At 66.5% G+C, this 21,248-nt stretch carries 19 protein-coding genes; 8 read left to right on the top strand and 11 right to left on the bottom strand.

What is annotated here, in order from left to right; translation table 11 throughout:
• Nucleotides 1-17: 17 nt before the first annotated feature.
• On the bottom strand, nt 18-1,526 hold the full coding sequence (locus tag ACQR13_RS15705) for a replicative DNA helicase (RefSeq protein ID WP_434862965.1): 1,509 nt from the start codon (nt 1,524-1,526) through the stop codon (nt 18-20).
• A gap of 641 nt (nt 1,527-2,167) precedes the next feature.
• Nucleotides 2,168-3,418, bottom strand: coding sequence for a cyclopropane-fatty-acyl-phospholipid synthase family protein (locus ACQR13_RS15700; RefSeq protein ID WP_316164701.1), 1,251 nt, complete (start codon nt 3,416-3,418; stop codon nt 2,168-2,170).
• Nucleotides 3,419-3,840: 422 nt separating this feature from the next.
• On the opposite strand from ACQR13_RS15700, the gene ACQR13_RS15695 reads away from it, so the two are divergent.
• A complete protein-coding gene (locus ACQR13_RS15695) occupies nt 3,841-4,617 on the top strand; it encodes a hypothetical protein (RefSeq protein ID WP_315712428.1) in 777 nt (258 codons plus the stop codon).
• A gap of 60 nt (nt 4,618-4,677) precedes the next feature.
• On the opposite strand, the gene rplI is transcribed toward ACQR13_RS15695, so the two are convergent.
• The 4 genes from rplI to rpsF all read right to left on the bottom strand — a co-directional run bounded on the left by rplI (nt 4,678) and on the right by rpsF (nt 7,109).
• Entirely contained in the window at nt 4,678-5,271 is a 594-nt protein-coding gene (gene rplI, locus ACQR13_RS15690; protein ID WP_315826786.1) for a 50S ribosomal protein L9, read from the bottom strand.
• A gap of 48 nt (nt 5,272-5,319) precedes the next feature.
• Nucleotides 5,320-6,270, bottom strand: a complete 951-nt coding sequence (locus tag ACQR13_RS15685) for a hypothetical protein (protein ID WP_315712425.1) — start codon at nt 6,268-6,270, stop codon at nt 5,320-5,322.
• 132 nt (nt 6,271-6,402) lie between these two features.
• A complete protein-coding gene (rpsR, locus tag ACQR13_RS15680; protein ID WP_008963441.1) occupies nt 6,403-6,642 on the bottom strand; it encodes a 30S ribosomal protein S18 in 240 nt (79 codons plus the stop codon).
• Between the two features lie 5 nt (nt 6,643-6,647).
• On the bottom strand, nt 6,648-7,109 hold the full coding sequence (gene rpsF, locus ACQR13_RS15675) for a 30S ribosomal protein S6 (RefSeq protein WP_315712423.1): 462 nt from the start codon (nt 7,107-7,109) through the stop codon (nt 6,648-6,650).
• 371 nt (nt 7,110-7,480) lie between these two features.
• Between rpsF and fabD the strand changes: the two genes are divergently transcribed.
• The 7 genes from fabD to gmk all read left to right on the top strand — a co-directional run bounded on the left by fabD (nt 7,481) and on the right by gmk (nt 14,621).
• On the top strand, nt 7,481-8,440 hold the full coding sequence (fabD, locus tag ACQR13_RS15670) for an ACP S-malonyltransferase (protein WP_315749949.1): 960 nt from the start codon (nt 7,481-7,483) through the stop codon (nt 8,438-8,440).
• Nucleotides 8,441-8,474: 34 nt separating this feature from the next.
• Nucleotides 8,475-9,212 (top strand): 3-oxoacyl-[acyl-carrier-protein] reductase, encoded by a 738-nt coding sequence (gene fabG / locus ACQR13_RS15665; protein WP_434862964.1) that lies wholly within the window; start codon nt 8,475-8,477, stop codon nt 9,210-9,212.
• Between the two features lie 437 nt (nt 9,213-9,649).
• A complete protein-coding gene (locus ACQR13_RS15660) occupies nt 9,650-9,889 on the top strand; it encodes an acyl carrier protein (RefSeq protein WP_006610957.1) in 240 nt (79 codons plus the stop codon).
• Nucleotides 9,890-10,110: 221 nt separating this feature from the next.
• Nucleotides 10,111-11,376: a beta-ketoacyl-ACP synthase II gene (gene fabF, locus ACQR13_RS15655; protein ID WP_315712404.1), complete on the top strand. Its 1,266-nt coding sequence runs from the start codon at nt 10,111-10,113 to the stop codon at nt 11,374-11,376.
• A gap of 277 nt (nt 11,377-11,653) precedes the next feature.
• Entirely contained in the window at nt 11,654-12,946 is a 1,293-nt protein-coding gene (gene mltG / locus ACQR13_RS15650) for an endolytic transglycosylase MltG (protein WP_434862963.1), read from the top strand.
• A gap of 124 nt (nt 12,947-13,070) precedes the next feature.
• Nucleotides 13,071-13,958, top strand: a complete 888-nt coding sequence (locus ACQR13_RS15645) for a YicC/YloC family endoribonuclease (RefSeq protein ID WP_434862993.1) — start codon at nt 13,071-13,073, stop codon at nt 13,956-13,958.
• 3 nt (nt 13,959-13,961) lie between these two features.
• The gene (gene gmk / locus ACQR13_RS15640) at nt 13,962-14,621 is read left to right on the top strand and encodes a guanylate kinase (protein ID WP_172109343.1); all 660 of its coding nucleotides are present in this window, start codon (nt 13,962-13,964) and stop codon (nt 14,619-14,621) included.
• 12 nt (nt 14,622-14,633) lie between these two features.
• Here the strand turns inward: gmk and ACQR13_RS15635 are convergent, their stop codons facing one another.
• The 5 genes from ACQR13_RS15635 to ACQR13_RS15615 form a co-directional block, all read right to left on the bottom strand.
• Nucleotides 14,634-16,961: a hypothetical protein gene (locus tag ACQR13_RS15635; RefSeq protein ID WP_434862962.1), complete on the bottom strand. Its 2,328-nt coding sequence runs from the start codon at nt 16,959-16,961 to the stop codon at nt 14,634-14,636.
• A 321-nt stretch (nt 16,962-17,282) separates the two neighbouring features.
• Complete coding sequence (locus ACQR13_RS15630; protein WP_434862961.1) at nt 17,283-18,341, bottom strand: alcohol dehydrogenase; 1,059 nt, start codon at nt 18,339-18,341, stop codon at nt 17,283-17,285.
• 27 nt (nt 18,342-18,368) lie between these two features.
• Complete coding sequence (gene rsmA / locus ACQR13_RS15625) at nt 18,369-19,229, bottom strand: 16S rRNA (adenine(1518)-N(6)/adenine(1519)-N(6))-dimethyltransferase RsmA (RefSeq protein ID WP_434862960.1); 861 nt, start codon at nt 19,227-19,229, stop codon at nt 18,369-18,371.
• A complete protein-coding gene (pdxA, locus tag ACQR13_RS15620; RefSeq protein WP_315749955.1) occupies nt 19,226-20,227 on the bottom strand; it encodes a 4-hydroxythreonine-4-phosphate dehydrogenase PdxA in 1,002 nt (333 codons plus the stop codon). The genes rsmA and pdxA overlap by 4 nt, the downstream gene beginning before the upstream one ends.
• Entirely contained in the window at nt 20,227-21,165 is a 939-nt protein-coding gene (locus ACQR13_RS15615; RefSeq protein WP_315712396.1) for a SurA N-terminal domain-containing protein, read from the bottom strand. The genes pdxA and ACQR13_RS15615 overlap by 1 nt, the downstream gene beginning before the upstream one ends.
• Between the last annotated feature and the right edge of the window lie 83 nt (nt 21,166-21,248).

Here is a 21,248-nt window from a genome sequence, read left to right as displayed (position 1 = left end):
GGTTCAACCGCGTCAGGTCAATAGTCGTGGTGCTGCGGCGGCAGGCCGTCATGGGCGAGGTCGCCGAAGCGGGTGACCGAGGCGTCGAAGTGCAGCTCGACCGTGCCGGTCGGGCCGTGGCGCTGCTTGCCGATGATCACCTCGGCCTTGCCGAGCGCCAGATCCATTTCCATCTGCCACTTCTGGTGCTCCTCGGTGCCGGGACGCGGCTCCTTGGCGGCCAGATAGTACTCGCCGCGATACACGAACAGCACCACGTCGGCGTCCTGCTCGATCGAGCCGGATTCACGCAGGTCCGACAGTTGCGGCCGCTTGTCCTCGCGATTCTCGACCTGGCGCGACAGCTGCGACAGCGCGATGATGGGAACGCTGAGCTCCTTGGCCAGCGCCTTCAGGCTGGTGGTGATCTCGGTGATTTCCTGGACGCGGTTGTCGTTGCCGCGCTTGCCCGAGCCCGACAGCAGCTGGATGTAGTCGATCACCAGGAGGTCGAGGCCCTTCTGGCGCTTCAGCCGGCGGGCGCGCGCCATCACCTGCGCGATCGAGATGCCGCCGGTCTCGTCGACATAGAACGGCAGCGACTGCAGCTCGATCGAGCACTCGCGCAGCTTCTCGAAATCGGCCTCGGTGATGCCGCCACGGCGGATGTGGCTGGAGGGAATGCCGGAGCGCTCGGCGATGATACGGGTGGCGAGCTGCTCGCCGCTCATTTCGCAGGAGAAGAACCCGACCACGCCGCCCTGGGCGGCGCGATAGGTCCCGTCCGGCTGCAATTCGGGAACATAGGCCTGGGCGACGTTGTAGGCGATGTTGGTCGCGAGCGAGGTCTTGCCCATGCCGGGACGGCCGGCGAGGATGATCAAGTCCGAATGCTGCAGGCCGCCCATCTTGGCGTCGAGATCGCGCAGGCCCGTGGAGATGCCGGACAGCTTGCCGTCGCGCTGAAAGGCCTTGGCGGCCATGTCGAGCGCGGTCGTCAGCGCCTGGGAGAATTTCTGGAACCCGCCGTCGTAGCGTCCGGACTCCGCGAGCTCGTACAGCCGGCGCTCGGCGTCCTCGATCTGGTTGCGCGGCGCGAAGTCCACCGGCGCGTCATAGGCGACGTTGACCATGTCCTCGCCGATGCCGATCAGGTCGCGGCGCAACGACAGGTCGTAGATGGTGCGGCCATAGTCCTGGGCGTTGATGATCGTGGTCGCTTCGGCCGCGAGCCGTGCCAGATACTGCCCGACGGTCATGCCGCCGATGTCGACGTCGGCCGGCAGGAACGTCTTCAAGGTCACGGGCGTCGCGACCTTGCCCATCCGGATCAGGCTGGACGCGGTCTCGAACACGGTCTGGTGCAGCGGCTCGAAGAAATGCTTCGGCTCGAGGAAGTCCGACACGCGATAGAACGCGTCGTTGTTGACCAGGATCGCGCCGAGCAGACCCTGTTCCGCCTCGATGTTGTGAGGAGCGCTGCGATAGGTCGGCGTTGCTGCGTCAGCCGACGCCAGCTTGTGAACGTTCGAATCGGTAAGTGCCATGACCGCGTGTTTAGCAGCTTTGAAGGGGAGGGGATAAAGCGCCAGTCGCGCGCGAAGCGGAAGCGAAAGCTGAGCGCAATTCACCGTCTGGTAAATCTGGTGGATGAATCCGGACTCGCCAGATGCCGCGCTTGACGGAACCGACAGGACTCAACGCCGCGCGAGCGCGAGCAACACGCCGATGCAATCAACCGGCGCGATCGTTCGACACGTCGGCGAGGCGGGAACGAGAGCCGGTACGGCAGGGCGTGCCAGGGCCGCGCGTGGATCCGCGCCCGGCGTCAGACCAGCAGCAGATAGAGGAGGGCGATCAGGGATGCTCCCACGCCCGCGGCGATCAGCGCGTAGTCGGTGCTGAAGTCGGTCTGGGGTTCCAACATGGCTCTGGCGGGGCTCGGGGACATGCGAGGACACTACGGCCGGGCTTCCCCAGGGTCTGTGAGCCAGTTCACAGACCGCACGATTTGTTTGAAAATTTGAGTCGGATGGGCATAATCTCGCGCTTGGGATGCAAGACGTCAACAGAGCATCTCAGAATTGAAGTCGAGACCGGCGCGGCGCAGCCGAGGGAATGCGGCCGTCCGTCTCTGCAGGACTATTGCACTGGCGCCGCCCTCCGCTGTCGTCGCGGGCCGCGCGCGCTACTCACCCGCCATCTGCAGCGCCGGGCGGCTGCCGCGCTCGCGCGCCCGCAGCCGCGTCTCCTCACGGTGGACGTAGTCGCGCGTCATCGGCACGACGCCCTGGCGCTTCGTCAGCTGGATCTGGACATTCATCAGGTTCTGCTTGCGGAACCCCATTTCCGCGGCCGCCAGGTAGAACTCCCACATCCGCGCGAAGCGCTCGTCATAGAGCTGCACGGCCTCGTCGCGCCGGGCCATGAAGCGTTCGCGCCACGCCTTCAGGGTCTCCGCGTAGTGCAGGCGCAGGATCTCGATGTCGCAGACGAGGAGCCCGGCGCGCTCGATCGCCGGCAGAACCTCCGAGAGGGCTGGGACGTAGCCGCCGGGGAAGATGTATTTGGCGATCCAGGGATTGGTCGCATCAGGGCCCACGGAGCGTGCGATCGAATGCAGCAGCATGACACCGTCGTCCGCGAGCAGCTCGGCGCTGCGGCGAAAGAAGGAGTCGTAGAAGGCGACCCCGACATGCTCGAACATGCCGACCGAGACGATGCGATCGAACGTGCCGGGCACGTCGCGATAATCCTGCAGCAGGAAGCGGGCGGAGGCGGAGAGGTGCCGTTCGGCCGCGCGGGCCTCGGCAACCTGCAACTGCTCGGCCGACAAGGTCACGCCGGTCACGTCGGCATCACACATCTCGGCCAGGTAAAGTCCAAGCCCGCCCCAGCCGCAGCCGATGTCGAGGACGCGATGGCGGCGGCCGATCAGCAGCTTGGCCGCGAGATGACGTTTCTTGGCGAGCTGGGCATCGTCCAGCGTCGCGTCCGGCGTCTCGAAATAGGCGCAGGAATATTGCCGGTCGGCATCGAGGAACAGCGAATACAGCCGCCCATCGAGATCGTAATGATGGGCGACGTTGCGGCGCGCGCGTGCCCGGATATTGAGCTGGCGCAGGTGCCGGATCAGATAGCGCAGCCACCATTGCGGCCTGGCCCAGTCGGGCACCACGGCCGGCTGGCTCATCACGATCGACAGCAGGTCCGCGATCGTTCCTCGTTCGACCACGAACGAGCCGTCCATATAGACCTCGCCGAGCGCGAGCTCGGGGTTGGCCAGAATCCGGCGCTCGGCTTCACGAGTCAGAAATCGTGCCGCCACGGGGACGCCGGTTCCATCCCCGCAGCTGAACGACGTGCCGCTGGCGGTCGTAAAGCTGATCGAGCCACGGCGAATGAAGCTACTCAACAGACTTCGCAGCAAACGGTCCATCCACACCACCCAACGAGCTATTCCCGTGAGTTGCTGACTTTCCCGGCCGTCGCACTCGACGCGTTGAGAACCGATTGGTTCCCTATCATCACGTTGTTATGTTACCCGGCGGGCACAAGCCGACGCCACTGCCATGAACACAACGCCGATATTCCGAGCCGTCATTGATCGATGGACATCTCGGCGCAGGAACATCTGTGCGCTTTCATTCGCTCCGCAATCCGTTAAAAAGGCCGCGGCCGCCGGTCTTTTGGCCGGTGTCCGGCATCTGACCGCCGGACGAGGTCTGAAGGGATCGCCGTCGAAGGCGTGGAGCGACCGCAATGTCCGCTGTCACGTTCGGCTGATAGCGAGAGGAAACACGGCAGCGGATGTCGCGCGGGGCGGCGCCGTGTGGGCGAAACCATAGCTGGAGAATGAGAATGGTGGGCCGAGCGCTCAATTTGGCGACGGTGGTGGCGGTGTTCTGCATGGGCTTCGCGGGGGCCGCCGTTGCGCAGGAAAATCTCGATGCGGGCAAGAGTCCTGCGCAGATCTACAACGGGACCTGCGTGGTCTGCCACAAGTCGCCGCGCGGCCTGGCCAAGAACACCTCGGCCAGCTCGCTGCCCGGATTTCTGCGCCAGCATTACACGACGAGCCCCGAGATGGCCGGCGTGCTCGCCAACTACCTGATTGCGAACGGCGCTGCGGATGCGCGATCAACGGGCCACTCCGGCAAGGAGACGCGGTCCGAGCGCCGCGCCCGGTCGGCCGCCACCGAGCCGCCCGAGGCGAAACCGGCCGCCGCGGATGCTGCTGCCAGCCCAGGCGAGCCGCGCCGCCGTTCGGGTCATCACTCCAAGCGCTCCGCGCCGGCCGAGGCGAAGCCCGACGCGGCAACTGATCCAGCCGCTGCGCCGGCCGACGGCGAGGGCAGCGCGCCCGCGAAGAAGGGCCGGCTCGGCAAGCGCAAGAAGCCGGCCCAGGAGGGCTCGGCTGCGGAGGAGACGCGCGGCGAGCCGACCGGTGCGACCCGGCCGTCGGCGTCGCGCGAGGACAGCGCTGCCGGCTCCGAGCCGCCGCGGGTCGAGCCGGCAAGATCGAGCGAGGCCGCGCCGGCGCTGCGCGCCGATCCGGTCCCGCCGGTGACGCCGGCGCCGGCCACGACCCAGTCGGTGCCGTCGGATCCCTCGGTTCCGTCCTCGCCCTCGCGGTGAGACGACAATGAAAAAGCCCGGCTCGGTGAGCCGGGCTTTTCCGCAAATGGGCTAGCGCGCTTACTGCTGCGCAGGCTCGCCGGCAGCGCCCTCGTCCTGGGCCTCCGGATCGAAGAACTCGCCGGCGGCCGCGATCGCTTCGGCGGCGGCGTCGCGGTCTTCCTGGCGGGTCGAGATGTCCTCGCCGCGCTTGATGCGCTCGGCCTCGTCGGCGCTGCGGGCGACCGTCACGGTCACCGAGGTCTCGACCTCCGGGTGGATCGCGATGGTGATCGTCTGCTTGCCGATCGTCTTGATCGGGGCGTCGAGCCAGACCTGCGGCCGGCTCACGGTGATGCCGTCGGCGGCCAGCGCGGCGACGATGTCGCGCACCGAGACCGAGCCGAACAGCTGGCCGGATTCGGAGGCCTGGCGGATGATGACGATGTCGCGGCCGTCGATCTTCTCGGCGACCTTGGCCGCCTCGCCCTTGGCCTTGATGTTGTTGGCTTCGAGCTCGGCCTTCATGCCCTCATACTTGGCCTTGTTCTCGGCGGTGGCCCGCAGCGCCTTCTTGCGCTTCAGCAGGAAGTTGCGGGCGAACCCGTCCTTGACCTTCACGATCTCGCCCATCTGGCCGAGCTTGGCGACACGTTCCAGCAGAATGACTTCCATGATGTTCTCCTTGTGATGTTCGGAAGCGGTTGGTGTGAGGTTGAACTTTTACGGCACCGGCAAAGGCGGCGGCTGCCGCGGGCCGTAACGGTGACGGAGGTCGAAGGCGGCGTCGGCGAGGCCGAGGACGATCATCGCCAGCATGGGGATCGGCCAGATGAACGTCAGCATCAGCGCGTAGGCGAGACCGAGCCAAAGCGGCCGGGTGCGCAGCGGCAGGGTCAGCGTATGCAGGACCGCGAATCCGGTGAGCGCATAGGCGGTCAGCAGCGCTGCGGCGGCGATTCGCGCCAGCATGCCGATCAGCCCGCCCGGGAAGCAGAACGCGATGATCGCAAACAGCGCCGGCAGCGTCATCAGCGGCAGCTTGGTGTCGCGCAGGCGCGGCCATGGGCGCATCAGCCGGCCGGAGATCGCCGTGATCTTTGCGGCCGCCAGGACGTTGAGCGACAGGATCGTGGTCATGATCACCGCGGCCATCGGCGGCGCCATGAAGACCAGGATCTCGACCAGCCGGGGAATGTCGACCGCGTCGGTCGACGTGACGGTATTGCTGAGCACGCGCGACAGCAGCCGCCTGAGACCCTGATTGGTGGCCGTCATGTCGGTGCCGAAGGAGAACGCGGCAATCAGCGCTGCGATCACCGCGATCCACAGCAGGATGTTGCCGGGCGGATACCATTCGATGCCATCCTGGCCGGACGGGCTGGTCGTCGGACGGCCGAGCAGGACGAGGTGGCCGAGCCACCAGGCCGGCAGCGTCACGGAGACGGCAAAGGCGAGAGCGCGATCGAAGCCGAAGATGGCCAGCACGCAAGCGGTTGCTATGAGACCGCCGATGACGGCGCAAAGCCGGCCCCAGGCGATTGCGGCGACGAGCAGCGGCACGGGCGCGAGCAGCGCAAGCACGAGCGCTGTCATCACGCCCGATCCGGTCGAGGCGAACATGACGGCGGAGGCAGCGCCTGCCGCGAGCGCGATGAGAAGCGTTCCGATCATCAGCTGTCCCGCTCCCTTCGAGCGGTTAGAGGCGCCTTCGCCCCAACCATCGGCGACCGGACGACCCGGAAGCCTTATGAGAATTCAACGGAAGGAGCCGGCGGCGCGGGGCCGCCGGTCCGAGGTCCGCAATCAGCGGATGACGTAAGGCAGCAGGCCGAGGAAGCGGGCGCGCTTGATGGCGCGCGCGAGTTCGCGCTGCTTCTTGGCGGACACGGCCGTGATGCGGCTCGGCACGATCTTGCCGCGCTCGGAGACGTAGCGCATCAGCAGCTTGGAGTCCTTGTAGTCGATCTTCGGCGCGTTCGGCCCGGAGAACGGGCAGGTCTTGCGGCGGCGGAAGAACGGGCGACGTGCGGGGGCTTCAGCCATTGATCTTACTCCTCGTCCGCAGTTTCTTCGTCACGGGGCCGGCGCGGGCCGCGATCGCCACGGTCACCGCGATCGCCACGGAAGCCGCCGCCATCGCGCTCACCACGGAAGCCACCGCCGCGGTCGTCGCGCTCACGGTCGCGATCGGCCTTGCGCATCATCGCCGACGGGCCTTCCTCGAGCTCGTCGACGCGGACGCTGAGGTAGCGGATCACGTCTTCGCTGATCCGCTCCTGGCGCTCGATCTCGGCGATCGCCGCGGACGGAGCGTCGATGTTGAGCAGCACGAAGTGGGCCTTGCGGTTCTTGTTCATGCGGTAGGTGAGGGAGCGAACGCCCCAATTCTCGGACTTCGTGACCTTACCGCCGAGACCTTCGACGATACCGGTCATCTGAGCCGTCAGTTCTTCCACCTGCTGGGTGCTCGCGTCCTGACGCGCGAGGAAAACATGCTCGTAAAGCGGCATGGCTGTCCTTTCCAAGTTGGCGCAAATCCCGGCGTCAAGCCCTTCGAGACCTTGTGGAAAGGACTCGCAGACGTCAGCTCAGAAGGCGGGAACACGGGACGACGGGCCGACTGGCCCTGCCACATCAAAGTCGCCTGGACAGCTTGGAGAGGTTAAATCCCCAAGGTTGAGCAAGGTGATTTGCTGGGACCGTCCGTTCAGCTCCCGGCTCGGGATCCACGGATGGCGCGCCTTATACCGATTTTCGGGGCCAAGGCAAGGGAAAGTGGTCGAATTGCGCCCGTCACGTGCTTGACATCACAGGGCCGGCCAGTGTCTTTCCGGCCAAAGTTACTCAATTCCAGGGATTTTGGAACGTTCAGGGGGCGGCCATGACGGCAGCATTCACTTTTCCGGGGCAGGGGTCCCAGGCCGTCGGCATGGGCAAGGCGCTCGCGGACTCCTTCTCGGTGGCTCGCTCGGTGTTCGAGGAGGTCGATGCCGCCCTCGGTGAGAAGCTGACGACCATCATTTGGGAAGGTCCGGCCGAGACCCTGCAGCTGACCGAAAATGCCCAACCCGCTCTGATGGCGGTCTCGATGGCAACCTTGCGGGTGCTGGAAACCGAGGCCGGATTCTCGGTCGGACGCGACGCCGCCTTCGTCGCAGGTCACTCATTGGGCGAATACTCGGCGCTGGCCGCCGCCGGCAGCCTGACGATTGCGGATACTGCCCGCCTGCTGCGCACCCGTGGGCTTGCCATGCAGAAGGCCGTTCCGGTGGGCGTCGGCGCCATGGCCGCGCTGCTCGGGATGGATTATGAGGCGGCTGTCGCGGTCGCCGAAGAGGCGGCCCAGGGCGAGGTCTGCCAGGCTGCCAACGACAATGGCGGCGGCCAGGTGGTGGTGTCCGGCAACAAGGCAGCCGTCGATCGCGCCGTCGAGATCGCCCGCGGCAAGGGCGCCAAGCGCGCCATGCTGCTGCCGGTCTCCGCGCCGTTCCATTGCAAGCTCATGCAGCCGGCGGCGGACGTCATGGCGGAGGCGCTGTCCAGGGTCACCATCAAGGCGCCGGCCTCGCCCCTGGTCTCGAACGTACTCGCGGCGCCGATCAGCGATCCCAACGAGATTCGCCGTCGCCTGGTCGAGCAGGTCACGGGTACGGTGCGCTGGCGCGAATCGATCGCATATATGGCGGGCCAGGGCGTGACACGGTTCTTCGAGATCGGCGCCGGCAAGGTGCTCAGCGGCCTGGTCAAGCGGATCGCGGATGGTGCGGTCGGCGTCGCCGTCGGCGGCCCGTCGGATATCGTGGCCGCGAAGGATGCGCTGGCCGCGGCGAAAACGTCGTAAGTGGCCGCCTGGAAGCGGCATTGAGGAGAGTTGGATGTTCGATCTGAGTGGCAGGACCGCGCTGGTGACCGGCGCGACCGGCGGCATCGGCAACGCGATCGCGAAGGCCTTGCATGCCCAGGGGGCGACCGTTGCCGTTTCCGGCACCCGGCGCGAGGTGCTCGAGACCCTCGCCGGCGAGCTGGGCAGCCGTGCGCATGTGCTGCCTTGCAACCTGTCCGACGCGGCCGAGGTCGAGGCGCTGGTGCCGGCTGCCGAGCAGGCGATGGGGCAGGTCGACATTCTCGTCGCCAACGCCGGCGTCACCCGCGACAACCTGTTCGTGCAGCTCCGCGACGAGGATTGGGACGAGGTGATCAAGGTCAACCTGACCGCGACATTCCGTCTCTCGCGTGCCGCCACCAAGCTGATGATGCGCAAGCGCTTCGGCCGCATCATCGCGATCACCTCGATCGTCGGCGTCACCGGCAATCCGGGGCAGGGCAATTACACGGCGTCCAAGGCCGGCATCATCGGCATGATCAAGACGCTCGGCGCCGAATATGCCAAACGCGGCGTGACCGCCAACTGCATCGCACCCGGCTTCATCAAGACACCGATGACCGACGCTCTGAACGAGAAGCAGCGCGAGTCGATCCTCGCCAAGGTGCCGGCGGCGCGGTTGGGCACGCCGGAGGACATTGCTGCAGCTGCGGTGTACCTCGCCTCCAACGAGGCGGCGTATGTCACGGGGCAGACCATCCACGTCAATGGCGGCATGGCCATGATCTAGGCTCTGCCGTGGCTCGGAATGCGGCGAAAAGACGTCGCGACCACTATACCGGGCCGTGTGGTCAATGATTCGCGCGTATGGTAACCGGGCGGCTGATTGGGGCACGAAGAACGCCATTGCAGGATTTCCAAACCCTGTATATTGGCGGGGCGAGCTGCCATCGTTCGCCGGGCCTCCGTCGGCTGGTGCTGCTGATCCGGGTTCCTGTTTGAGCGCTCTGGATCGGAGGCGTACCGGCCTCATGGAGACTGTGGATTGGAGTTTGTGAGTGGCCCCGTTTCCGAAGTTTTCGGACCGCAAGTCGTCCGCCAAATTTCGGTAAAGGGGCGCTGCGGGGCAAATCTGGTTTTGCGCGATCGCGAAGGAAGTTTAGCGGCCGGGGTGATGCGGATCATCCGGGGGTCGGGTCTTAAAGGAACAAGCACGAGGTTTGAACGATGAGTGAGATTGGCGAGCGGGTTAAGAAGATCGTGGTCGAACACCTTGGTGTCGAGCCCGAGAAAGTGGTCGACAACGCGAGCTTCATTGACGACCTCGGTGCTGACAGCCTCGATACGGTCGAGCTCGTCATGGCCTTCGAGGAAGAGTTCGGTTGCGAGATTCCGGACGATGCCGCGGAGACGATCCTGACCGTCGGCGACGCCACCAAGTTCCTCGAGAAGAACGCCAAGAGCTGACGCTCCGGCGAGAGTTGCGCGAAACCGGCCGATCCGTCTTGTGCGGTCGACCGGTTTCTTGCTGTTGGCGGCGTCGTGATGAGCCGTCATCTGGCGGCTGGCGATGGACGATTCGGACGCGCTGCCCGGCCAGAACATGTTACTCGAACAATTGACCCGAGGTGCGGCGACGGCCGTCAGCCGATGCACAAGCGCTCAAGGTCGGGTCTGGAGAAACGAACATGAGGCGGGTTGTCGTCACTGGCCTTGGCATGGTTTCGCCGCTTGGCTGTGGTGTGGAAACGACCTGGCAGCGCATCCTTCAGGGCAAGAGCGGTGCGCGCTTGATCGAGTCGTTCGAGGTCTCCGATCTTCCCGCCAAGGTGGCCTGTCAGGTGCCGCGCGGCGATGGCTCCGACGGCACCTTCAATGCCGACCAGTGGATGGAGCCCAAGGACCAGCGCAAGGTCGACGATTTCATCATTTTCGCGATGGCTGCGGCGCGTCAGGCGCTCGATGACGCCAACTGGCATCCTGCGACGGAAGAGGACCGCTGTGCCACCGGCACGCTGATCGGGTCCGGCATCGGGGGCCTCTCGGGCATTGCCGACACTGCGATCCTCCTGAAGGAGCGTGGTCCGCGCAAAGTGTCGCCCTTCTTCATTCCCGGACGTCTGATCAATCTCGCCTCGGGCTATGTCTCGATCGAGCACGGGCTCAAGGGTCCCAATCATTCGGTCGTCACTGCGTGCTCGACCGGCGCGCATGCGATCGGCGACGCCAGCCGCCTGATCGCGCTCGGCGATGCCGATGTCATGGTCGCCGGCGGCACCGAATCGCCGATTTGCCGAATTGGCATGGCCGGGTTCTGCGCGGCGCGCGCGCTGTCGACCGGATTCAACGAGACGCCCGAGCGCGCGTCGCGCCCTTACGACAAGGATCGCGACGGCTTCGTGATGGGCGAGGGCGCCGGCGTGGTCGTGCTCGAGGAGTATGAGCACGCCAAGGCACGCGGCGCGCGGATCTACGCCGAGGTCTCCGGCTACGGACTCTCCGGAGATGCCTATCACATCACCTCGCCATCTCCGGACGGCGACGGCGGTTTTCGCAGCATGAGTGCGGCGCTGAAGCGCGCCGGCATCACGGCCGCCGACCTCGACTACATCAACGCGCACGGCACCTCGACTCAAGTCGGCGACGAGATCGAACTCGGCGCGGTCGAGCGCCTGCTTGGCAATGCCGCTTCGAAGATCTCGATGTCGTCGACCAAATCGTCGATCGGACATCTGCTCGGCGCGGCCGGCGCCGTCGAAGCCATCTTCAGCATTCTCGCGATTCGGGATAACATCGCCCCGCCGACGATCAATCTGGAGAACCCGTCGGTGGAAACCGCGATCGATCTCGTGCCGCATGCACCTCGCAAACGCGAGATCAACGTGGCACTGTCGAACTCGTTTGGTTTCGGCGGCACCAACGCGTCGGTGGTTTTGCGGCGCGTGGTGACCTAGTGCGGAAGGACGGATGCCGCTCGGGCCGATTGTCGCTTGGTCACGCGGATATCCGACTGCAGCCACACTAGAACCCAAGACTTCGCGTGTCTTTCGCAGGTAGGCCTTCGGCGCCGATGCGGTAAGTGGATGCGCATGGCGGTGAGGCCCGGCGAAAACACCTTTTCGCCGTATTCGATGACGAGATGACGAATCGTTAAATGGGCGTGGACTTCAGGTCGCTTGCGTTGGGGAGCGCACGGCCACGACGAGAGCGACAGGACTGAAGGTTGCATCGATGAGTGAACGGCCGCCCATCTCGCCCCGCAGCCCGCGCGCAGCGCTGGAGCCGGAACGCGTGCCGCCGCCGCCGCGCCGCTCCGACCGCGCCCGCAATCCGTTCGTGGTTGTCGGCAACGCGATCATCACCTTGCTCATCCTGGCCATGCTCGGCGTGGGCGCGGCCTACTATTATGGACGGCAGATCCTGGAAGCGGCAGGACCGCTGCAGGAGGACAAGGTCGTCAACATCCCGCAGCGCGCGGGCAAACGCGATATTGCCGACGTGCTCGCGCGTGAAGGTGTGATCGACGTCAATCCGTGGATCTTCATCGGTGGAGTCTATGCCCTGAAGGCCAGTTCCGACCTCAAGCCGGGCGAGTATGCGTTCCAGAAGAATGCATCGTTGCGCGACGTGATTGGCGTCATCGTCGAAGGCAAGGTCGTGCAGCATTCGGTGACCGTGCCCGAGGGCCTGACGTCAGAGCAGATCGTGGCCCGCCTGTCCGAGAACGAGATCTTCACCGGCAGCGTCCGCGAGATTCCGCGCGAAGGCACGTTGTTGCCGGAGACCTACAAGTTTCCGCGCGGCACCAGCCGCGATCAGGTCGTGCAACGCATGCAGCAGGCGCAGAAGCGCGTGTTGGCCGAGATCTGGGAACGGCGTAGTCCGGATCTGCCGGTCAGGACGCCGGAGCAGCTGGTGACGCTGGCTTCGATCGTCGAGAAGGAGACCGGCAAGCCCGACGAGCGCAGCCGGGTGGCCGCCGTGTTCGTCAACCGGCTGAAGCAGAGGATCAAGCTGCAGTCCGATCCGACCATCATCTATGGTCTGGTCGGCGGCAAGGGCACGCTGGGCCGTCCGATCAAGCGCAGCGAGATCACCCAGCCGTCGCCCTACAACACCTATGTGATCGAGGGCCTGCCGCCGGGACCGATCTCCAACCCCGGCCGCGCCTCGCTGGAGGCGACGGCCAATCCGGCGCGCACGCGCGATCTCTATTTCGTCGCCGATGGCACCGGCGGCCATGCTTTCACCGAAACCTACGACCTGCACCAGAAGAACGTCGCCAAGCTCAGGGCGATGGAGCGGCAGACCCAGAACGACACCGTCGAGCCCGACGAGGCGCCGCCTGCCGTCGCCGGCGGAGCGGTGGATCCCGCGGCCGGGGCGGCCGCGCCAAGGGCACCGGCGGGCGCGAAGAAGCCGCCGGCCAACCGCGCCACCGGCGGAGTTGCACCGGGGGCCGCACCTGGCAACGGCGCCCGTCAGGGCGCCGCGCAGCCGAGCCCGCCGGTCGTTCAGCAATAATTTCCCACGCATGTCGGCCGCGCAGAACCGGGCTTAACATTTGCCCAAAAGGCCGTAAGGTTCGCGCACTTTCGGCGGGGGTTGAGTCTGTCCCCGTTCCCAATGTGCCGGAGACATGGACGAAATGGCGCTGTCGAGCATGACCGGCTTTGCCCGTAGCCACGGGGCAAGCGGTCCCTACTCGTTCGAGTGGGAGTTGAAGTCTGTCAACGCCAAGGGATTGGACGTCCGGGTGCGATTGCCGCAGGGCTGGGACGAGGTCGAGGCCTTCGCCAAGAAGCGCGCAACGGAAGTCCTGTCGCGCGGCACGGTCTATGCGAATCTCACCGTCAAGCGCACCGAGGCCGGGTCGACGGTACGAATCAACGAGGACGTGCTGGCTGCGGTGGTGAAGATGGCGAGCTCGCTCGCCGGCAGGATTGACGCGGTCGCACCGAGCATTGACGGGCTGCTGTCGATCAAGGGCGTGATCGAGGTAGCCGAGCCGGAGAGTGACGAGGCCGAGGACAAGGCCGCCAAAGAGGCGGCGATCGCGGCGTTCGACACCGCTCTGAAGCATCTCGTCGAGATGCGCCGGCGCGAGGGCGACACGCTCGGTCAGATCCTCAATCAGCGCGTCGATGAGATCGAGGCGCTGGCGAAGAAGGCAGAGGCGTCGCCGGGACGCAAGCCGGAAGCCATCAAGGCGCGGCTCGCCGAACAGGTTGCGGCCCTGCTCGAAACCTCCGACCGCTTCGATCCCGATCGCCTGGCGCAGGAGGCGCTGCTGATCGCGGCCAAGGCCGACGTGCGCGAGGAGCTCGATCGCATCGCCTCGCACATCGCGCAGGCGCGCGAGATGCTCGGCAAGGGCGGGCCCGTCGGCCGCCGGCTCGACTTCCTCGCCCAGGAATTCCATCGCGAGGTCAACACCACCTGCTCGAAGTCGAACGACATCGAGCTGACGAACATCGGCCTCGAGATGAAAACCGTGGTCGAGCAGTTTCGCGAACAGGTTCAGAATCTGGAGTGATCCATGGCGGCTCACGACGGAAGCTTCGATGGGGTCGAGCGGCGCGGGCTGATGTTCGTGCTGTCATCGCCTTCGGGGGCAGGCAAGACGACGCTGTCGCGCCTGCTGATCGAGCGCATGTCGGGCCTGCGGATGTCGGTCTCGGCGACGACGCGTCCGATGCGGCCTGGTGAGGTCGACGGACGCGACTATCACTTCGTCGACCGGGCGCGCTTCGAGGACATGGCCAAGCGCAACGAGCTGCTCGAATGGGCCACCGTGTTCGACAATCGCTATGGCACGCCGCGCGCGCCGGTCGAAGCGGCGTTGTCGGCGGGCCAGGACGTGCTGTTCGACATCGACTGGCAGGGCACGCAGCAACTGCGCGAGAAGGCGCGGCAGGACGTCGTCAGCGTGTTCATCCTGCCGCCGTCCGCCGCCGATCTGGAGAAGCGTCTCCACACGCGCGCGCAGGACTCTGATGAGGTCATCCGCGGGCGCATGAGCCGCGCCAGCCACGAGATGAGCCACTGGGCGGAGTACGACTACATCGTCATCAACCGCAACGTGGACGATGCGTTCGCCGAGGTGCAGTCGATCCTCAAGGCCGAGCGCCTGAAGCGCGAGCGCCGGACCGGATTGACGACCTTCGTGCGCGAGCTGCAGCGCCAGCTCGAGAGCTGAAACGCCTTCCGTCTACGCCCGCCGGCCGAGGCGCGCCAGGATGTCCTGGATGCCGTCGAGCTCATCATCCTGCTGAATGTTGCGCGGCCGCGGCCGCAGCGCCGGAGGCCGCGGAATGAAGTCGAGCGGCGGGGTCGCCGGATCCTCGAACGGCGTCGGCACGAACAGGGGACGCTGCTGCGACGGGCGCTGTGGCTGCTGCTGCGCCTGCGGTCTGTCGATAGGTAGCGCGGCGGGGATCGACGACCGCGATTCCAGGAGACTCATCAGTCGGGCCGCGGGATCATCATGCATGTGCGCGACGTCCTGCTGAGCCTCGACGGAGAACTCCTCCTGCTGCGGCTCTGCCTCCAGCTCGTCTTCGGGCAATGAAAAGCGCGACTGCAGAAGGTTGATCAGCGCCGCCGCAGGATCGTCGAGCTCATCGTCTTCGGCGGCAGGGGCTTCCGACATCATCGCGGGTCCGCCCACGGCGATGTCATCGTCAGGCTGAGGGGCCGGTTGTCGTGCCGCATGCGCGCGAAGCGTCTCGATCAGTGCGGCCGCTGGATCGGCTGGTGCCGTTGACGGCGCGCGCGGGGAGGCAGGCTGATCGGGCGTCCCGGGAACGGGCTGAGCGACGGGCTGGCCGCCACGCGGATGGTTCGTCAGGTGTTGCGACGCCTGCGTGGTCCGGGGTGCAGCGTCCGCCTGCGTTGGCGGAGCGGTCTCAGCGAGGGCCGCTGCAGCCGGATCATCGCTAGCCTCGCCGGGTTGCGTGGCGTGCCGCTTGGCCGCGCGCGACACCAGCAGCGCGGCAATCACCTTGGCGGCGTCGATCGGAGCGCCGGCAGAGGGGGACGTGGCATCGCTGCTTCGGGCCTTGCGCAGCGCCGACACGATTTCGCTGACGTCGACAGGGGCAGGTGGGGCGGCGGTCGCGGCAGCTTGCGCCGGTGGCGGGGCGGCTGGCGGCATTGCTGCGGCTGCCTGGATGCGGGTGGGATTCGCTGGTTCAACCCGCTGCGCCGCCGGCCAGGGCTCGGTGGGCGCGGTCGGTGCCGCATAGGTCGGCGAGCGCGGCGAGGCGGCTGCAGCGGCGGCGCTCGCCTGGGCTGCTGCAATCTTGGCGGCAGCGGCCTGCGCGGCGGCCATCTGGGCAGCCGTCAGTTGTGCCTGCGCCGGAGCAGCAGGCGATGCGGCAGTTGCGGCAACCGGCGATGGCGGCGCGTTGGTCGCAGCGATCTGTGCCCCGGAAGGCTCGGCCCGGCGCACTGCTGCGCGATCCACCAACTCATCGACCGCCTGCCATACTGCGTCGGTGGATTGTGATCGTTGCATCTCCGCAGCCGCGTCCCGGTCGCGTCGGCGTGCGGCCACGGCCGGGTGATCCTGATGCTGGGGAGACGGCGCCGGTCGCTGCGCACGGGGGTCGATCTGGTCCGTTGAAGCGGACAGCCGCGCGCTGGCGAGGTCGAGCGCCGAAGCCGGCTGGGAGCCGCGGCCGCCGCCTGGATGGGATGGTGCCGCCGGCATGCTGCCGCGGCTCGCACGCATCCCGCCCTGCGGCGCCTTGGACCGTGGTTTGATGCGACTGCGGCGCATCCGTACTGCGTCCGCGTGCCAGCTGCCGTTGCGCCGTTGCCGCCGTCCCATCCGGCTGAGCCGATAGAGCGCGCTCGCCAGCAGTCCTGAAATCGCGAGTGCGCCGATGACCACGAGCATGAGCACGTGGATGGGCGCTTCGGGCTTGCTCGGCTTGGGTGCGATGATCGGCCCGTCGGCAGTCGGCGCCGCATTCGCGTCCGGCTCCGCATTGCCGTCGTCGGCCATTGCCGGTGGTGGCGCATCGGCCGCGATCGGGTCCGCCTGTTGCGGCGGGGCAGAGGGCCAGGGCGAGCTATCGAGGCTGCGCGGCAGGCTGGTGTCCGATGCCGTCAGCGTCGTCGGCGTGGCGAGATTCTGCGGCTTCGGCGTGCCCCGCACGGCGAGATCGGCACGCAGCCGCGGCTGCGGCGCTTCGGCGAGGGCGTCGCTGGTGCGAGCGACCGGGCCATCGCTGCGTCTCGGCGTCAGTTTGGGTGGAGCGGGCTGGGCGAAGTCCCAGGGAGTCGGCTGCTGCGCGGCCCGCATCGGTGCCGCGGCGTCACGGGTATTGCCGTTGGCGTCTTTCAGATACCAGCAACGCCGATTGGTGCCACGATCGAAACGATAGTACCAGCGTTGCGCGTCGGACTTCTCTCCCGTCGGCTCAGTCAGACATTCCTCCGCCGCCAACACGACGCGCGGCAGCACGAGCACGACGGTGCCGGCGATTCCGGCTGCAATGGCAAACGCAACTCCTGCCGTTCGGCTTGCCATTGAAGACTCCGGATACGCTTACGCAACGGCGCGTTCTCGGAGAGAAGTTGGGTGGCAATGAGCCGCAATTCCGGATTAATTCTGTCGCGATCCTTTCGTGCCCGAGTGCGGCTTTTTTCCCACAAAAGGATCCGCATCCCGCCGCGATTTTGGCCGCGCTAGCGCGCCAAATCGGTCACATCCGTGAAGATGGACCTGGCTGTTCACCCTCAGGGATCCGAGGCGCGGCGCCGACAACCTCTACGTTTGTGGACAAATGATTGGCCACAGCGGCAGCGGTGCAGCACCGCCGCCGCGTGCGATGTCGCAACGGGCGAGGGGTTAGTTCGTCAGCACCACACGTCCGACCACATGGCCGGCGCGCAGTGCATCGATCCACTTCTGTACGTCAGCCATCGGCTCCTCGCGCATCGGCGGCGGCTTGATCTTGCCGGCGCGCGCGAGCGCCATCAACTCGTGCGCCTCAGTCAGCGTGCCGACCATGAAGCCCTCGATGGTCATGCGCTTGTACACCCATTGAACCATCGGCAGGGTGAACTGGCCGCCCATCAGTCCGGAGACGACGATCTTGCCGCCGCGTGCGACGACGGCGACCGCAAAGGCCATCGACTTCTCGTTACCGGCGAAATCGACGACCTCGTCGAAGCCGCCCTCGGTCTCCTTGAGGATGCGCTTGATCACATCCGGCTCGGCCGGATCGTAGGCCGTCGCGGCGCCATTCTTCAGTGCGGTCTCGCGCGCGGCCGCCGAGAGGTCGGCCACCGAGATCGGTTGCGTGAACATCGCCTGCGCGAACGACAGGCCCATCATGCCGACGCCGCCGAGTCCGATCAGCAGCAGATTGCGCTGGCGCGGCCGATCCACGAGGCGCTTGAGCGCGCCATAGGCCGTTACGCCGGAGCACATCAGCGTCGCGGCCTGGTTGACCGGCAGCGGATCGTATTCCAGCAGATACTTCGCATCCGGCACCAGCACGTGGGTGGCGAAGCCGCCGTCGATCGAGACGCCGAGGAAGCGCTGCTTGGCGCACAAATTCTCGTCGCCATTGGCGCAGTCGCGGCATTGGCCGCAGCCGATCCACGGAAACACTGCGCGGCGCGCGCCGATCAGTTCCTTCGGCACGTCGGGTCCGACCTCATCGACGACGCCGGCAATCTCGTGTCCGAGCGTGAAGGGGAGGGTCATGCCGCGCGTGGTGTCCAGGCGCTTGCCGCCGCCGAGATCGGCATAGCCGTCCTGGATATGCAGGTCGGAGTGGCACAGGCCGCAGCGCTCGATGCGAACCAGAACTTCCCGGCCTTGCGGCTTCGGCGTCTCGACGATGGTTTCGCACAGCGGTGCGTCGAACTTGACGAGCGACTGACGGCGCATCAACGCCATGATGAAACTCCCTGAAATGCTTGTTGATTAAGACTTGTTCGCGTCGCGACTATTGGTCAATTCGCGGGCCATGGCAACAAAGCCCGACACCGGAATGGTCTCGGCGCGGCGGGTGGGATCGACGCCTGCGGCGGCCGCGAGCCGCGCGGGATCCGCCGGCAGCGACTTCAGGCTCTGCCGCAGCATCTTGCGGCGCTGGCCGAAGGCGGCGGCCGCGACCTGCTCGAGTGAGCGGCGGTCGCACGGTTCGGGCGAAAGGCGCGGCACCAGCCGCACCACCGACGAGGTGACCTTCGGCGGCGGCACGAAGGCGGATGGCGAGATGTCGAACAGGATCTTGGTCTCGCAGCGCCAGTTGGCGAGCACGCCGAGCCGGCCATAGGCGTCCTCGTTCTCGCGCGCGACGATGCGCTCGGCGACCTCGCGCTGAAACATCAGCACCATCATGTCGTACCAGGGCGGCCACGGCTCTGCGGAAAGCCAGCCGATCAGGAGGTGCGTCGCGATGTTGTAGGGCAGGTTGGCGACGATCTTCGCCTTGGTGCTGCCGAGGTAGGGACGGACGTCGAAGGTCCGGGCGTCGGTGCAGACGATTTCGAGCCGCCCCGGATAGCGCGCGGCGATCGCCTGCAGCGCCGGGATCGCGCGCTCGTCGTGCTCGACCGCGATCACGTGGCGCGCGCCGAGCGCGAGCAGCGCCCGCGTCAGACCTCCCGGACCGGGGCCGATCTCCACCACGGTGGAGTCCTCCAGCGGGCCGGCGGCGCGCGCGATCCGGGCGGTGAGATTGAGATCGAGCAGGAAGTTCTGGCCGAGCGCCTTGCGCGCCGACAGCTGATGATCGCGAATGACCTCGCGCAGCGGCGGGAGGTCGTCGATCGCGCTCATGACGACTGGCTGGCCATGCGCGCCGCGAGCTCGAGCGCCGCGATCAGGCTCGCCGGATTGGCGGTGCCCTTGCCGGCAATGTCGAACGCCGTGCCGTGGTCGGGCGAGGTGCGGATGAAGGGCAGGCCGAGCGTCACGTTGACGCCGTCGTCGAACGCCAGCGTCTTGATCGGGATCAGTGCCTGATCGTGGTACATGCAGATGGCGCAGTCATAGGTCTTGCGCGCGGCTTCATGAAACATCGTGTCTGCCGGCAGCGGTCCCTGCACGTCGAGGCCGGCATTGCGCAAGGTTGCGATCGCGGGCGCGATGATCGTGTCCTCTTCGGTGCCGAGCGTGCCGTCCTCGCCCGCATGCGGATTGAGGCCCGACATCGCAATGCGCGGCCGCGATACGCCGAAATAGCGGCGCAGGCTCGCCGCGACGATTCGCGTCGTCGACGTGATCAGCGGGCTCGTCAGCTGGTCGATCGCATCGCGCAACGCGACGTGGATCGTCACGGGCACCACGGCGAGAACAGGCGACCACAGCATCATGACCGGCTGTGGCGTGGCTCCACCATCCGCGGCGAGCTCGGCGAGAAATTCGGTATGGCCGGGATGCGAGAAGCCGGCACGGTAGAGCACGGCCTTGGCGATCGGGTTGGTCACGACGGCGCTGGCGCGTCCGGCCCTCACGTCGGCCACGGCCTCCCGGATCGAGCCGATGGCCGCCTCGGCACTCGTCGTGTCCGGGCGGCCCGGCGGGGCCGTCACGGCGTGCCCGGTGGGGACCACGGGCAGCGCGGTCGCAAACGCCTGCGCCGCTTGTTCGGGACGAACCTCGTCCACGGTGACGGGGAGGTCGAGCAGCTTGGCGCGCTGAGCCAGGAAGGCAGGATCACCGCGCACGTAGAAGGCGGGGAGGCCGAGCTCGGTGCGGCGCAGCCACGCCTGCAGGGTGATGTCGGGGCCGATGCCTGCCGGTTCCCCCAGGGTCAGCGCGAGCGGCTTCGTCATCAGCGATATTCGATCATCGCCGCCTTGCGGACTTCCTGCAGATAGGCCTTGGAGGTGGCCTCGTATTTCTTGGTATACATCTGCTCCTTGATCTCGCGCTTCTTCGGCGTGTCGATCGTGGTCGGAGTCCGCGAGCAGAGCGCCACCATCTGAATGCCCTGCCGCGTCGCTTCCGGCGGAGTCAGGTGGCCGATCGGTGTGTCATCGAGCAGCTTGCGCAGATTCGGCGGAATGTCGGCGGACGTCTTGACGACGATCTCCTTGATGACCGCGTTCGCCGTCGTCTTGAAGATGTTGTTGGCTTCGGCGCAGGTCTGCACCCGTGAGCGCAGCGCTTCCGCCTCCTTGTGACGTGCTTCCATCAAGCCCTGGTTCGAGGAGTTCGACACGATCAGCACGATCGGCTGCATCTTGTACTCGAACGCCTGGCCCTGCTGATCGCCGTCGCCGCCGGCAGCGGCGACGGCCGCGGCCACGTCCTTGTCGGAGACGAGCAGACGCTCCTTGTAGCGGCCGCGCACCAGGCTGCTCCAGACGATCTCCGCCTTGATGCGGGCCTTCAGCGTCTCCGGCCGCACGCCCTGGCTCTCCAGCGATTTGGTCAACTGTTCCGGGTTGAGCCGCATGCGAGAGCCCATGCCAGCAAACGATTGGTCGACGTCGGAGGCGGTCGGCTCGACGCCGAACTTCTTGCCTTCCTTGATCTTCACCTTGTCGTCGATCAGCTCGTCGATGATCTCCTGGCGGGACTGATGCTTGCGCGTGCTCAGGAAGTTCAGCTTGGTGCGCTGCTCGATGTCATAGTCGGTGATGGGATCGCCATTGACCATGACGACGATGCTCTGGGCGCGAGCCGACATCGTTCCGATGCCGCAGGCGAGTGCGGCAAGAGTGCAGATGGCCAGGGCCCGAAGGCGAGGAGAGAACGCGATCGTCATGACCAAGCTTCGCTGTCGCTATTGATCCAACTGGAAGCCGCGCCACGGCTCCAGACGAGGGACTTTCGAACCCCACGGAGCGG

Source organism: Bradyrhizobium sp. HKCCYLRH3059 (assembly GCF_051168035.1).
Taxonomy (GTDB): Bacteria; Pseudomonadota; Alphaproteobacteria; order Rhizobiales; family Xanthobacteraceae; genus Bradyrhizobium.
Note: the sequence above shows the minus strand (reverse complement) of the source record. Positions and strands in the feature narration are given on the sequence as shown.